Source organism: Methylobacterium sp. C25, from assembly GCF_021352225.1.
In the GTDB taxonomy this organism is placed as follows: Bacteria; Pseudomonadota; Alphaproteobacteria; order Rhizobiales; family Beijerinckiaceae; genus Methylobacterium.
Map to the genome: position 1 here is coordinate 83,428 of NZ_JAAUVI010000013.1, position 14,270 is coordinate 97,697.

Sequence of the window (14,270 nt, forward strand, 5' to 3'; positions counted from 1 at the left end):
CGGCATCTCCATGCCGCTCCGGGCTCCCAGTTTACGCGCAAATTCAGCCTTCGACAGCCGGCGGCCGCGCGCGGCCCCTCAGCGAAATCCGCCGGGTGAAAAAGACGCGCCGCTCGTCCTCGGAGCGGATCACCTCGGCACGGACCTTCAGGAGATCGCGGCGCGTCACGATACCGACGAGGCGCCCGGTCTCGGTCTCTGTCACAGCGATACAGCCCCGGTGATGCCCGAGCATCAGGTCGACCGCATGCGCCACGACGTCTCCCGGATGGACCACCGTGGCCGCGCGGTCCGCCAAACGATCCTTGAGGCGTTCGGTCTGCCCGCCGGGCGTCATCTTCCAGTGCAGGGCGTCTTTGCCGGATACCACGGCGACTGGGCGGCCCTTGGAATCGACGACCGGATATGTGCGGTGCTCGCCACGCTCGACCGCGGCGATGGCCTCCGGAACGGTCATGTCAGTTGAAAGCGTCTCGACGTCGCTCACCATGACGTCGCGCACGCGCGTCAGCTGGTATGGATCGATGGCGTATTCGCGGGTGATGTGCTGGCCGCGTCGCGCGATCTTTTCCGTGAGGATCGAGCGCTTGAGCAGCAGCACGGTCACCGCGTAGGCGGTCGCTGTCGCGGCGAGAAGTGCCGGCAAGGTATGAAGGTCGCCGGTGATCTCGGCCGCGAACAGCGCACCGGTGAGGGGTGCGCGCATGGTGCCGCCGAGCATCGCGGCCATGCCGAGCAGCGCCCAGAAGCCCGGATCACCCGGCAGCACGCAGCCGACCAGCCATCCCATCGCGCCGCCGAGAATGAGGAGCGGAGCCAGCACGCCGCCCGAGGTGCCCGAGGAGAGCGCCAGCAGCCAGATCGCTGTCTTGACGACGAGGATCATGAGGACGGCCTGGACGATCAGGTGACCCGTCAGCAGATCGCCGATCACGTCGTAGCCGACGCCGAGTGCTCGTGGCTCGACCAATCCTCCTAGCCCAACGCAAATGCCTCCGAGCGCCGGCCACCACATCCAGTGGATCGGCAAGCGCTCGAAACAGTCCTCGAGCGTGTAGAGGCACTTCGTCAGCAATGCCGATTGCAGTCCGGCGAGCAGACCGATCCCGGCGCAGGCCACCAATCCCCACCACGGCAGAGCCGGCGCGCCCGAGAAGGCGAAGAGTGGGCCGCCCTCGAAGACCAGCGGCCGCAAGGCCGTGGCCGTGAGGACGGCGGCGGCCACAGGAAGGAAGCTGCGCGGACGCCATTCGAAGAGCAGCAATTCGATCGCCAGCAGCACGGCGGCGAGAGGCGTCCCGAAGATCGCCGTCATGCCCGCGGCGGCGCCTGCGACGAGCAACGTTTTCCGCTCGGCCGAGCTCAGATGGAAGAACTGGGCGAAGAGCGAGCCGATGGCACCGCCCGTCATGATGATCGGGCCTTCAGCGCCGAAGGGACCGCCGGTGCCGATCGAGATTGCCGAGGAGAGGGGCTTCAGGATCGCCACCTTCGGCGACATCCTGCTCTGGCCGATCAGGATCGCCTCGATTGCCTCGGGGATGCCGTGGCCACGGATCTTTTCCGAGCCGAAGCGGGCCATCAATCCGATCACCAGCCCGCCGAGCGCGGGGATCGCCACCATCCAGTAGGTGCGCGCGGCGTTCGCGAGCGAGACCGGCGTTCCGTCGAAATGGCCGAACCAAGTGAGCTGGGTGACAAGCGCGATCAGCTTCACCAGTGCCCAGGCCGCAAAGGCGCCGGCGGCACCGATCACCAGGGCCATGGCGATGAGAACCAGGACACGCGGGCTAGCGGTGAAGTCGCCGAGCGGCCGTGGCATGTGTCGCACGGCCTTTGTCGTCTCCGACGGCGCGCCTTTTCCTGTCTCGATCAGCATTGACCTCTCCGATTTCATCGAGGCTTACATATCGTAATACGACATAATAACTCCTCCTTCTGGGGCATGGTATGGATGCGGTCATGACATCCGTGCGCCGGGGCGAGCCCGGCCTATCCTCCGAGCAATACGCGGCGATCGCCGATTTCCGGTTCCAGCTGAGGCGCTTCCTCGTCTTCAGCGAGGGTGCCGCTATGAAGGCCGGGCTTCCGCCGCAGCAGCATCAGGCCCTGCTGGCGATTGCCGGCCATCGCGGCGAGGAGCTGCCGAGCGTCGGCGTGCTGGCGCGGCAGCTCCTGATCGCCCCGAATACGGCAGCCGAGCTGGTGCATCGGATGGAGCAGGGCGGTCTTCTGACCAAGACAGCCTCCGTCGATGATCGCCGCCGAACCGAACTGGGGCTGACGCCGAAGGCCGAGGCGATTCTGCGCCGGCTGACGGTGGCGCATCTTGAGGAATTGCGGGTCCTCGAGCCGGCCCTTGTGCGCGCGCTGGGCGGGATCGACCGTGCAGAGTGAACGTTCGGGACGGCCGGAAAGGGCTCCATTCAAGCGTTCGTTAACGACGCTTCGCCTAACTGGTGGAGAACCGCTCCAGCGGGAGTCGGACCTTGTATCGAGTCATTTCACAGATCATGCGCGCAACGGGACGGCCTCCCCATTCCCATCGTGATCCCTCGCGTCCCGGCCGTGGCGGGGACCGCCTCGACCTCTCGATAGGCGCCATCACCCAGCGCCTGATGAAGATCCGCTCCAATGTCGCGCGCCGTCTCTACGGTCCGCCGCAGCGTTCGGCCCAGCCTGTGGCGCGACCCGCGCCAGAAGCGCCGATGAGCTGGCTCACCTCGCCGCAGGCCATGCTGGCAGCAGATCCATCCGACCCCTCGGTGGTATGGCCGGACGTGGATACCGCGCAGGACCACTACTTCGATCTGGCCCATGAGAGCCGCATCGATGAGGACGCCTCGCGTGACGGCGTCCTGGTGCGCACCCCGCGCCGTCCGAACGCCATCGTCCCGCAAGGCATGCCGGTCCAGGCCCGGGATCCGAGCGTCCGCTTCACCCGCACACCCGACCCCGTCCTGCAGGAGCGCCGCCTGCGCGCCATCGAGGCCGAGCGCGAGGCGCAGCGGCAGGCTCAGGCCCTAGCCGAGGCTCAGGCCGCCGCCCTCGCCGCGGCCGAAGTCGCGCGCGAGGCTGCCGAGGCAGAGGCGCGCCGCGCGGAGGAACTCGCCGCCGAGCAGGCCGAAGACGCCGCGCGCGCTGGCGCCGACGCCGTTCCATCCTGGCGCCGCCCCTTCGTGCCGCCGCCGGGCGTGCGCTTCTTCCGTACCCCCGACCGGCCGCGCCAGGCCGCAAAGCCCGCATTGGCTGCCGAGATGCCAGAGACCGAATGGTCCGATGTCCCGGACTGGTCGGATCTCCAGGGCTGGTTCGGCGCCGCGGAGCCGTCCTCGACCGAACTCTGGTACGCAGACGCCCCCAAGTCGCAGCCGCAAGCCGCGCATCCGGTGCCGGCGGCGCCTGTTGCCGAGAGCTTCGTCTCGGTGCCCCTCGATATCTCTCATCTGCGCTCGCTGCCGCCGGCACCGGCCTACATGCTCGACCATCTCGTCCGGTTCGAGCGCATGCCGATGCCGCTTCCGGCCAACGTACCCGCTGAAGAGATCGAGCGGCCGGCTCCCGCGAAGCCTTCGCTGAGCCTCCTGCCCGGCGGTCGCTCGACTGTCGTCGCACCGGTTGCTCCACCCGCGCTCTCGGCCATGGCCGCCCGCGCTGCGATCCGTCCGGCGCTCAAGGCCAGGCCGTTCGTACAGCCCCCCTCCCCTCTTCCGTCGATGCAGGACGAGCCTGCTCCGGCGCCCCGACCGCTGCCGATCCCGGCGCGTCCGGTCCTGCTGCGCACGCCCAAGACCGCCGCGCCCGAGATCGAGGAGATCGAAGACGACTTCTCTGAGCCGGAGCCCGCTCCCGAGACGGCCGCCAAACAGCCGGCTCCCGTCTCGACGTCTCGCGCGATCATGCCGGAGCGTCAGCTCCTGGTGCCGGCGAACCGTCACGTTCCGATGTCCTTCATCGGCAACGCCGATTACGAGCTGCCCGCCCTCGAACTGCTCGCCGAGCCGATGCTGTCGGACAGCGAGGAGGTCGACGCCGACGAGCTTGAGCAGAACGCGCTCAACCTCCAGCAGACCGTCCAAGATTTCGGCGTGCGCGGCGACATCCTCGCCGTTCGCCCCGGCCCGGTCGTGACGCTCTATGAGCTGGAGCCGGCGCCCGGCACCAAGTCGAGCCGCGTCATCGGCCTTTCGGACGACATCGCCCGCTCGATGTCCGCCGTCTCAGCGCGCGTCGCCGTGGTTCCCGGCCGAAACGTGATCGGTATCGAGCTGCCGAATCAGGTCCGCGAGACCGTGTACCTGCGCGAACTGCTGGCCTCGGAAGACTTCGTCCACACCAAGCACAAGTTGGCGCTCTGCCTCGGCAAGAACATCGGCGGCGAGCCGATCATCGCCGACCTCGCCCGCATGCCGCACCTGCTCGTCGCCGGCACCACTGGCTCGGGCAAGTCCGTCGCCATCAACACCATGATCCTCTCACTGCTCTACCGGCTGAAGCCGGAGGAGTGCCGCCTGATCATGGTCGACCCCAAGATGCTGGAGCTGTCGGTCTACGACGGCATCCCGCACCTGCTCTCCCCCGTCGTCATCGACCCCAAGAAGGCGGTCATCGCCCTGAAATGGGCCGTGCGCGAGATGGAGGAGCGCTACAAGAAGATGTCCAAGGTCGGTGTGCGCAACATTGATGGCTACAACACCCGCATGAAGGAAGCCCGCGAGAAGGGCGAGACCATCACGCGCACTATCCAGACCGGCTTCAATCGCGAGACCGGCGAGGCGGTGTTCGTCGAGGAGGAGATGGACCTCTCCGCCCTCCCCTACATCGTGATCGTGGTCGACGAGATGGCCGACCTGATGATGGTGGCCGGCAAGGACATCGAGGGCGCGATCCAGCGGCTCGCGCAGATGGCCCGCGCCGCCGGCATCCACCTTATCATGGCGACGCAGCGTCCGTCGGTCGACGTGATCACCGGCACGATCAAGGCGAACTTCCCGACCCGCATCTCCTTCCAGGTCACCTCGAAGATCGACAGCCGCACCATCCTCGGCGAGATGGGCGCCGAGCAGCTTCTCGGCCAGGGCGACATGCTGTTCATGGCCGGTGGTGGCCGCACCACCCGTGTGCACGGACCGTTCTGCTCGGATTCGGAAGTCGAGAGCGTCGTCGACCACCTGAAGCTCCAGGGCCGCCCGTCCTACCTCGACGCCGTCACCGCTGATGACGGCACCTCCGAGCCCGAGAAGCCTGCCAAGGGCTCGCGCTCCAAGGCCGACAAGGACGACGACGCGGAAGAGGCCGACGCACCCGTCTTCGACGTGAGCGCCTTCGTCGCCGCACAGGGTGGGGACGGCTCGGATCTCTACGAGCAGGCCATCGCCGTGGTGCTTCGCGACAAGAAGGCCTCGACCTCCTACATCCAGCGGCGCCTGCAGATTGGCTACAATCGTGCCGCCTCGATCATGGAGCGGATGGAAATCGAAGGCATCGTCGGCCAAGCCAACCATGCCGGCAAGCGCGAGATCTTGGTCGACGGCATGCCGATGCCGTCCTCCGGCTACGACGACGACGAATGAGGCCGCAACTTCGCCACAGGCGCGGGCTCTAACAAAGGGCGTCCCGGTGCTTCGCGGCCCGGGACGTTCGGGGGGACCGATACGGGTTCCGAACTGCTCACCTTTCGCGCCGAATCCGTCGGCAAGTCTCGGAGACCGCAAGACGATGACTGGCTGCCGCTCCCGCCTCGCCGCCGGTCCGCTGCTTCTCCTGGCCCTTGCGCTGCAGCCGCAGCCGGCGTCGGCGCAGCTGTCCAACTTCATCGACGGCCTGCTGGGCAACAAAGAGGAGAAGGCGCCCGCCGCTCCCGAGGCCGAGCCGCCCCAAGTTCCCGCCGCCAAGAAGGCTGCGCCGAAATCCGCCCAGGGCAAGGCCGCGAGCACCGACAAGCCGGCTCCTGGCAAGCCGGGCGCGAAGGCCGCGGATTCGCAAGTTGCCGCCGTTGGATCGCCGAGCGCTGGCGGCTCGATGCAGCACGCCGAGCCCGAGGCTGTGGTCCAGCGCGCCAACGCCTATTTCAACAGTTTCCAGACGCTCACCGGTGGCTTCCTGCAGATCGGCCCGGATGGTCGCAAGATCGGCGGCAAGCTCTCGCTTGCCAAGCCGGGCCGCCTGCGCTTCGAATACGACCAGCCCTCGCCGCTGGAAGTGGTCGCCGACGGCACCTCGGTGGCAGTGCGCGACCGCAAGCTGAACACGCAGGACCTCTACTTCATCTCGCAGACGCCGCTGAAATTCCTAATTCGCGACAAGATCGATCTCGCGCGGGATCTGCAGGTGACGGAAGTCGCCAACGATCCGGGTGGTATCCGCGTTTCACTGGAGGACCGCTCGACGCTCGGAGGTACCTCGAAGATCCAGCTCTACTTCGACGCCGAGATGAAGACGCTCTCACAGTGGCGGATCACCGACCCGCAAGGCTACCTCACCACGGTGCAGCTGTCGAACCTGCAGAAGGGCAAGGCGGTCGACCCGATCCTGTTCTTCATCGATTACGGCCGCGCCGAGGACAAAGCTGCTCTCGAGCAACTGAAGCAGCAGCGCAATCAGGCGAACGCGCAAGAATAGGCTTGTTTCAACTCGCCTTAAGCACGGGCTCGCGCCAGCGATCGAGTTCCGTATCGATCGCGCCTTGCGTGCCGCGCACGAATTCCGCGCCACTCAGTCCCGGCGCGAGCGTGGCGAGATAGCTGACCACTACCGTTCCGGGTCGATGACGTGAGCCGCCATTCGGCCAATACAGGCCCGAATTCACCGCGACTGGCAGCACCGGCAGGCCGAGCTTCGCGTAGAGGAGCTCGACGCCGCGCTTGAACTGAACCGGATCGCCGATTTCTCCGCGCGTGCCCTCCGGGAACATCAAGATCGAGCGCCCCTGCCCGATCGCGGCCCTGCTCTCATCGATCATGATGCGCAGCGCCTGAGTGCCGTTGGCCCGGTCGATGATGATCATCGGCGAGCGCTTGAGGAACCAGCCCACAATCGGGATGGTCACCAACTCGCGCTTCGCGACGATCGCGACATCGGGGACGAGAGTCAGGAAGGCCAGCGTTTCCCAGGCCGATTGGTGGTTCGCCACGATCAGGCATGGCTCGGCTGGGATGCGCTCGCGACTCTCCTCGACATAAGTCAGGCCGACGATGTGGCGCAGCCCGAACAGGATGCCCCGTGACCAGAGCCGGGTGAAGGCACGGATCGGCCGACCGGGCGAGCCGAGCGCAGCCAAAACGACCAGGGGCAGTGCAAACAGGCCTGTCCATGCAGCCCAATAGAGGTTGAAAAGCGCGGAGCGGGTGCCTGACACACGGTATCCTTGCAGGAGAGGTTGCCGACCGTCGTGGAGAGCAGAGCTTAGGCGGCATTTCACCGGCGACGAACGCTCGAAAGCGATCTATCGGTGACGCCCTTCGACGATGCCAACCCCACAGGGCCGGATCCGTTGCGCTTCACCATCACCACCTGGAACATCAATTCGGTGCGGCTTCGCATCGACTCGGTACTGCGTTTCCTCGCTGCTGCGAAGCCCGACGTGCTCTGCCTGCAGGAGACGAAGTGCCCCGACGATGCCTTTCCGTTGAAGGCATTGCGCGGCTCGGGCTACGAGAACGTCGAGTTCGCCGGCCAGAAGGGCTATAACGGCGTTGCGATCCTCTCGCGATTTCCGCTGATCACCCGCAACGTGATGCCGTTCTGTGAGCGGCAGGATGCGCGCCACATCTCGGCAGTGCTGGGCCCCGAGGCCGGCAACGCCGCCGGCATCGCGTTGCACGATTTCTACGTGCCGGCCGGCGGCGACATCCCGGATCGGACGCTCAACCCGAAATTCGCACACAAGCTCGATTTTCTGCAGGAGCTCCGCATCTGGGGCGGCAGGCGGCCGCCCGGCCCGACCATCCTCGTCGGCGATCTCAACGTCGCGCCGCTGGAGCACGACGTCTGGTCTCACAAGCAATTGCTCGACGTCGTCAGCCACACGCCGATCGAGACGGAGACACTCGAGACGTTGCGCGGCGAGGCCGAATGGATCGACACGGCACGCTTCCTGACGCCGGAACCGCAGAAGATCTACACGTGGTGGAGCTACCGCTCGCCCGACTGGCAGGCCGCCAACAAGGGCCGGCGCCTCGACCACGTCTGGGTCTCGCCGGATCTGAAGGACACGGTGCGCAAGGTCGAGGTCTTTCGTGATGCCCGCGGTTGGGAGCGGCCGTCGGACCACGTCCCGGTCACGCTGAAGCTCGAGCTTTAGGCCTGCTCGCCCCGCACGGTCCGTAAGCGGTAACGGCCGTAGCCAAAGAATATCGCAAGGCCGAGGCCGAGCCAGACCGCCAGCCGGATCCAGGTGTCGGCGGGTAGCCCTGCCATCAGGGCTAGGCAGCCGACGATGCCGAGAACCGGCAGCAGGGCGCCGCCGGGCACACGAAACGGGCGCGTCCGCTCCGGCTCGGTGTGGCGCAGGATCAGCACGGCGCTGCAGACCAGGATGAAAGCGAACAGCGTGCCGATGCTGACGAGTTCGCCCAGGACATCGATCGGCACGAAGGCGGCCACGAGCGCCGTGAGGAGGCCGATGGTCGCCTGACCCAGGCGCGGCGCACGGGTGGCCGGATCGACCCGCGCGAAGGCATCGGGCAGGAGCCGGTCGCGGGCCATCGCGTAGAAGATCCTTCCCTGGCCGTAGAGGGCCGTGAGGCAGGAGGTCGTCAGCCCGACCAGCGCGCCGAGCTTGATGACGAGCGAGAAGCCGCCGAGGCCGACCGTATCGACCGCCTTGGCGATCGGGTCGGGCACGTTGAGCAGCCTGTAGGGCACGAGGCCGGTCAGTACGATGGCGACGGCGACGTAGAGAATCGTGCTGACGATCAGGGCTCCGATCAGGCCGATCGGGGCATCGCGCTGCGGATTGCGCGTTTCGGCCACGGCGCAGGACACGGTCTCGAAGCCGACATAGGCGAAGAACACCACGCCCGCGCCGCGTAGGATCCCGCTCCAACCGAAAGATCCAAACGAGCCCTCGTTCGGCGGGACCAGCGGCGACCACAGTTCCGGCCTCACGTGCAGGGCGCCAACCAATACGAAGGCCAGGATGATAGCGACCTTCAGAGCGACCAGGATCGCGTTGCTCAAAGCCGCATCCCGCGCGCCTCTCATCAGCAGAAGGGTGAGACCGAGGGTGATCGCAGCGGCGGGCAGGTCGATGATCCCGCCTTTGCCGGGCGCCCCGGCGAGAGCGGCCGGCAGCCTCAATCCGAAATCGGCGGCGAGGCTCTGAGCATAGCCCGACCATCCCACCGCGACCGTGGCAGCTGCCATGGCGAATTCGAGGACGAGGTCCCAGCCGATGATCCAGGCAGCCATGCTGCCCAGCGTCGCGTAGGTATAGGTGTAGGTCGAGCCCGGCGCGGGAATCATTGCTGCGAGCTCGGCATAGCAGAGCCCGACCAGCCCGCTGGCGAGCCCAGCGATGATGAAGGACAGCGCGAGCCCCGGACCTGCGAATTGCGCGGCCGCAGTTCCCGTCAGCACGAAGATGCCGGCGCCAATCGTGGCCCCGACCCCGATACAGACCAAGCTGAAGGCCGAGAGTGTCCTGGCGAGGCTGGTCGAAGTCCCTCCGGAATCCTGCTGCGCCAGGATCGCGGCGATGGGTTTCCGGGTGGCGAGGGCGGAGGCGAGCAAGAGCGAGGCTTCCAGCGGACGATTGCCCGGTAAAGTTCTGACTGCAACAACTCCGCAATGCGAATGCCAATCGTCAGCGGATGTCTATGCTACAACAGGCGGCCGAAGTTCCGACAGAGCGCCGGCGAGCGCGTCGACCTGTTCCTCGCTATGCGCTGCCGAGAAAGCGACGCGGAGCCGGGCCGTGCTCCCGGGCACCGTCGGCGGTCGGATTGCAACGACCAGGAAGCCCCGCTCTTCCAGCGCATTCGAGAGATCGAGCGCTGTTTCCGCCTCGCCGACGACGATCGGCACGATCGGGCTCTGTGCCTGCGGCAACGCGAGCCGGGCCGTGAACCGCCGCGCGAGCCCCAGTGGCCGGGCGGCGCGGTCCGGCTCGGTTTCGACGATGTTGAGGGCGGCGAGCGCGGCGGCGGCGGAGGCAGGTGGCAGGCCGGTGGTGTAGACGAAGGAGCGGGCTCGGCTCGTCAGCAGGTCGATCACGGCCTGGGAGGCGCAGAGATAGCCGCCATAGGCGCCGAGCGTCTTCGACAGCGTACCCATTTCGAGCGGCGCGCGAGCGCCGGCCTCGACCACGCCGAGCCCGTGGGCGTCGTCGACGAGCAGCCAGGCGTCATGGGCTTGCGCGATCGCCAGCATCTCGGCGAGCGGTGCCCGGTCGCCATCCATGCTGAAGACGCGCTCCGTCAGGATCATTGCGCGCCGTGCCTTGCCGCGGTGCTTGGCCAGCAAGGTCTCGAGATGCGCAAGGTCGTTGTGGCGGAAGCGCAGCATCTCGGCGCCCGAGAGCTTCCCGCCAGCGAACAGGCAGGAATGGCCGAGGGCATCGACAAGGATCAGGTCGCCAATGCCGGCGAGCGCAGAGACGATGCCGAGATTGGCGAGGTAGCCGCTACCGAAGACGAGCGCTGCTTCCTTCCCCTTGTGGGCGGCGAGACGCTCCTCCAGCGCCACGAGCGCCGGATGGTTGCCGGTCACGAGCCGCGAGGCGCCCGCTCCTGTGCCCCACTGCGCCTGCGCCTCGTTGGCGGCCGCGATCACGCGTGGGTCGTGGCTCAGCCCGAGATAGTCGTTGCAGGAAAACGAGACGAGGTTGCGCCCGTCCCGCGCTGCTGCCGCCTCCGGTCCGCGCTCGGTCGCGACGAGGCGTCGGCGCAGGGAGGCTGCGTCGAGTTCCGCGAGCGCGCCACGCGCGAAGGCGTCGAGGCTGGACATGGCGCCTCAAGCCATCCGCGCGGCACTGGAGTCAAGGCCAGACGCCGCATCCGGGCGACGGCGCAGCCGGCAACGCGTCACGCTCCCGTTGCGACCGCATCCGACCCAGGAATCGTGGTCCTGCCACCCTGCACGAATCCGAGAGCGCGCAACCGCGCTATCGACGACTCGGCGTGCCGCCGGCTCTCGCTGCGCAGGAGTTCCGTATCGGTGATCGGCGTGCCGTTCATCAGGAGTTGGATTTGCCCGGCTTCGACTGCCTCGAACACGGCTTCGCCGAGCTTGTCCTCCTCGTCGAGGCGGGGCAGCACAACGGCATCCACTGGCGAAAGCCGGGTGAGCTCATGATAGGCGTTGGTCACTTCGAGCTGACCTGCTGCCACCATGCGTAGCGCGAGCTCGTCCGCGTGGAGGCGCTCGGGGGGACTGGCGCCCAGTTCGGTCTCGCAGCCCTCGCCGAGCACGTCGAGCAGGCCGCGTGTCACGAGCAGGCCGACGAGACCCGCGAAGGCGATGCGATCCATCGCGGTCTCGCCGAGACCGTTCGCCACGCCAGCTTCCCAGGTCCCGTAGTCGAGCGCCCTGCCCTGCGCGTTGAAGATCACATCGAGGGCGGCGCGCTCCACGGCGCTCTCGGCGCGCGCCCAGCCAGCCCGCCCTTCGTAGACGAAGCCGCGTCCGTCGGCATCGGGCGAACGGCTGTGGAACAAGCTGCGATATTGCAGACCCTTCAACCGCTCGTCGGTGAGGCGTCGGTCGATTTGCGGGGTCTTGTCCGCATGGACGAGGAGCGACTGGCGGAACTGCCGGTTGCGGCAGAAGTCGAGATACTGCTCCAGCACGACCTGATCGCCGCCGCAGGCGATCATGAGACGCTCGCGGGCGGAGGGCTCCAGGTTGTCGGCGAACATCGTGGCGAGCGTGGAGTCCGCGAGGTAGGCGAGGCCTGCGCCGCGGGCGCGGCCCGCGAAGTCGTGGAAGTAGCAAGGCGTGTTGTGCGCCTCCAGGAACTCGTGGATCAGGTAAGCGTCCTCGCCGGTGGCGATGCCGGGCGCCTCGCCCTGCAGGATCTCCGTGAACAAGGTCCCCGGCGCGGCCATCTCGCGCATGAAGTCGAGCATGCCGCGACCGTGACCGAGCTTGGCCCGCAGGTCCTCGACGCCGCCGGTATGGAACATCATGGCGTCGCGCACGATCTCGCGCGTCTTCCAGCCTGGGTAGGTGTTGTAACTGATGAAGGCGACGCCGTCGGGCGTCAGCCGCTTGCGGCACGCGTCGAAGATCGCGTCTTGTACTTCGCTCGGCACCCAGCTGTAGACGCCGTGGCAGATCACGTAGTCGAAGCTGCCGAAGGTTTCGTCGAGATCCTGAACCAGTCGGTGCTCGAAGCGGACGTTCTCGATGCCCAGCGTCTCAGCTTGTGCGAGTGCATGGGCGATCTGCGTGCCCGATGCGTCGATGCCAACGAAATGCGCCTCCGGCAAACGGGCTGCGAGCGGCAGCAGGTTGCCGCCGCCCGCGCAGCCGATCTCCAGAACGCGCGCCTCGGCGGGCGACGGCGGGTTCAGCCCGAACAGCCGGGCGATGGCTGAGAGCCGGCGCGGATCGGTCGCCGGAAAGGCGCGCGAGGTATAGGGCACCTCGTCGTAGCTCGATGTCTCGGCGCGCGCGTCCTTCTGGACCGTGATCATGGGGCCGTCCCTCCTACCTGATGTCTCGGGCTCTCACCGGACCGAGGCCTCGAGCGCCTGCCCGAACCCGTCGCTGGCGATCACCGCCTCGATTGGTCGAGGCGGAAGATCGCTCCGGGCAGCAAAGCCGCGCCCGTCTCTGCCGCTCGCGGCGAACCGCATCCGCAGGCCGGCCCCGGCCCGCAATGCGGCGATGTCGGCCGGCTTGAGCGGGAGCACGACGTGGCATCCCGTCGGGTCGCACAGCGTCGGATGCAGCACGAAGCGCAGGATGTCTGTCGTCACGGCGCCCTTGGCGGCGACCGGCGCCTTCTTCCCGGTTTTCGCGATCTCGCGCGCTGACGATACGAGGCTGGCCGAAGGCTGGCCTACCACGAGCGGATGCGCCGCCTCGATCGTCACTGGCCGCGACAGATCGAGGCCGAGTGGCAGCCCGACGAGGGCCGCGGGTTTGCCCCGGTCGTCCGTCGACAGCACGAAATCAGCGACGCCAGTTCCGGCAGAGTCTCTGGCCAGCGCCCGCAAGCTGCAGAACCGCTGTCCGAGGCGGGGGACTTCGTCGCAATCGAGAGACCATCCGGCGAAGCGCTCGTTCCGGCGCTTCACCTCGCCCTCGCGGAAGAGCTCGCGGTCTACCGCGGCGGTGGTAAAGCGCCCAGCAGCAGCGCCCGGCTGCGCGGTGGCGGGAAATGCGGCGGCCAAGACGGCGCAGCTCGCGCCGATCAGGATCGGGAGACGCATCGACCGGCTCACTGGTTAAGGGCCAGCCCGACCGCCACCACGACGCAGCCCGTACCAGGTGCCGGCAGAAGCAGATGGCGGGATGTGCCTTGCTCCTGAGTCATCGCGACGCCGCCGAAATCCCCGACCTTGCGGCCGGCCTTCTTGAGGTCGCCCTCGACGTCGTCGCATGACCGCGTGGTCGGATAGACTTGAACGGTCGTCGCCTCGCAGCCCGGTCCCTCGGGCGCGGCAACGAGGACGGTTGCGGCTTTCGGCGCGACCTTGTTGCTGTAGCTCAACGCCACGATCGACTGGAACATGTGCTCGTCCGGCACCTTCTGGGACCAGGTCGAGACCGCAGCATGGGCCGTGTCGATGGTGCTGCTCGAGGCCTTCGAGATGGTGTCCACGCAGCGTCCGAGCTTGGCCTCGCGGGCGTGACGGACCGGTTCGGAGATCGTGGCCGCTGCTGTGGCCTCGGTGGCCGATGCAGGGGGCGTGGCCGGCTGGGTGGCCTGGTCGGCGGCGGCAGCTGCTACCGGTGCGACAGTGGCTGCGGGCGGGGTGGATTTGAGAGGCGTATCGGCTTTGCTGGCGGCATGCGCAGCCGGCTTGGGTTTCGGCTTCCTCACCGCATGCGGTTTCGCGGGCACCGGCTCGCCTTGGCTCTCCGCCTGCGCCACCTGGAACACACCCGGTTCCGGTCTTGCCGTCGCGGCCGAGGCCATCAGCAACGGGAGGACAGCACTCAGGACGCTGCCCATGACGAACGAGCGCGGATGGCAAAACCTGTAGTCGATCATGGCGAGGCCCCGGCGCGCGTTATGGTTAAGAAGTGATTTGCGCTGACGGAGACTCGGTGAGCTCGCGGTCACCGGAAAGGCTGCTTGTTTGAAAACTGATTGCCAA

Annotated in this window: 11 protein-coding genes; 4 read left to right on the forward strand and 7 right to left on the reverse strand. The window is 67.4% G+C overall.

Annotated features, from left to right (window positions below; all coding sequences use genetic code 11):
• Positions 1-43: 43 nt before the first annotated feature.
• Complete coding sequence (locus tag HCU64_RS22085; RefSeq protein ID WP_233386441.1) at positions 44-1,822, reverse strand: chloride channel protein; 1,779 nt, start codon at positions 1,820-1,822, stop codon at positions 44-46.
• A gap of 140 nt (positions 1,823-1,962) precedes the next feature.
• Here HCU64_RS22085 and HCU64_RS22090 point away from each other — a divergent pair, with 140 nt between their 5' ends.
• The 3 genes from HCU64_RS22090 to HCU64_RS22100 all read left to right on the forward strand — a co-directional run bounded on the left by HCU64_RS22090 (position 1,963) and on the right by HCU64_RS22100 (position 6,621).
• Positions 1,963-2,397, forward strand: coding sequence for a MarR family winged helix-turn-helix transcriptional regulator (locus HCU64_RS22090; RefSeq protein ID WP_233386442.1), 435 nt, complete (start codon positions 1,963-1,965; stop codon positions 2,395-2,397).
• A 116-nt stretch (positions 2,398-2,513) separates the two neighbouring features.
• Positions 2,514-5,573, forward strand: coding sequence for a DNA translocase FtsK (locus HCU64_RS22095; protein WP_442785997.1), 3,060 nt, complete (start codon positions 2,514-2,516; stop codon positions 5,571-5,573).
• Between the two features lie 145 nt (positions 5,574-5,718).
• Entirely contained in the window at positions 5,719-6,621 is a 903-nt protein-coding gene (locus HCU64_RS22100) for a LolA family protein (RefSeq protein ID WP_233386443.1), read from the forward strand.
• A 7-nt stretch (positions 6,622-6,628) separates the two neighbouring features.
• On the opposite strand, the gene HCU64_RS22105 is transcribed toward HCU64_RS22100, so the two are convergent.
• Positions 6,629-7,357: a lysophospholipid acyltransferase family protein gene (locus tag HCU64_RS22105; protein ID WP_233386444.1), complete on the reverse strand. Its 729-nt coding sequence runs from the start codon at positions 7,355-7,357 to the stop codon at positions 6,629-6,631.
• Between the two features lie 135 nt (positions 7,358-7,492).
• On the opposite strand from HCU64_RS22105, the gene HCU64_RS22110 reads away from it, so the two are divergent.
• Positions 7,493-8,302, forward strand: coding sequence for an exodeoxyribonuclease III (locus HCU64_RS22110; RefSeq protein WP_233386462.1), 810 nt, complete (start codon positions 7,493-7,495; stop codon positions 8,300-8,302).
• On the opposite strand, the gene HCU64_RS22115 is transcribed toward HCU64_RS22110, so the two are convergent.
• The 5 genes from HCU64_RS22115 to HCU64_RS22135 all read right to left on the reverse strand — a co-directional run bounded on the left by HCU64_RS22115 (position 8,299) and on the right by HCU64_RS22135 (position 14,164).
• Complete coding sequence (locus tag HCU64_RS22115) at positions 8,299-9,732, reverse strand: amino acid permease (protein ID WP_233386445.1); 1,434 nt, start codon at positions 9,730-9,732, stop codon at positions 8,299-8,301. The genes HCU64_RS22110 and HCU64_RS22115 overlap by 4 nt on opposite strands.
• Positions 9,733-9,816: 84 nt before the next feature.
• Complete coding sequence (locus HCU64_RS22120; protein WP_233386446.1) at positions 9,817-10,947, reverse strand: aminotransferase class I/II-fold pyridoxal phosphate-dependent enzyme; 1,131 nt, start codon at positions 10,945-10,947, stop codon at positions 9,817-9,819.
• A gap of 77 nt (positions 10,948-11,024) precedes the next feature.
• Entirely contained in the window at positions 11,025-12,638 is a 1,614-nt protein-coding gene (locus HCU64_RS22125) for a methyltransferase regulatory domain-containing protein (RefSeq protein ID WP_233386448.1), read from the reverse strand.
• 33 nt (positions 12,639-12,671) lie between these two features.
• Positions 12,672-13,379 carry an invasion associated locus B family protein gene (locus HCU64_RS22130; RefSeq protein WP_233386449.1) on the reverse strand — a complete coding sequence of 236 codons (708 nt, stop codon included), beginning with the start codon at positions 13,377-13,379 and terminating at the stop codon, positions 12,672-12,674.
• A gap of 8 nt (positions 13,380-13,387) precedes the next feature.
• On the reverse strand, positions 13,388-14,164 hold the full coding sequence (locus HCU64_RS22135) for a hypothetical protein (protein ID WP_233386451.1): 777 nt from the start codon (positions 14,162-14,164) through the stop codon (positions 13,388-13,390).
• Between the last annotated feature and the right edge of the window lie 106 nt (positions 14,165-14,270).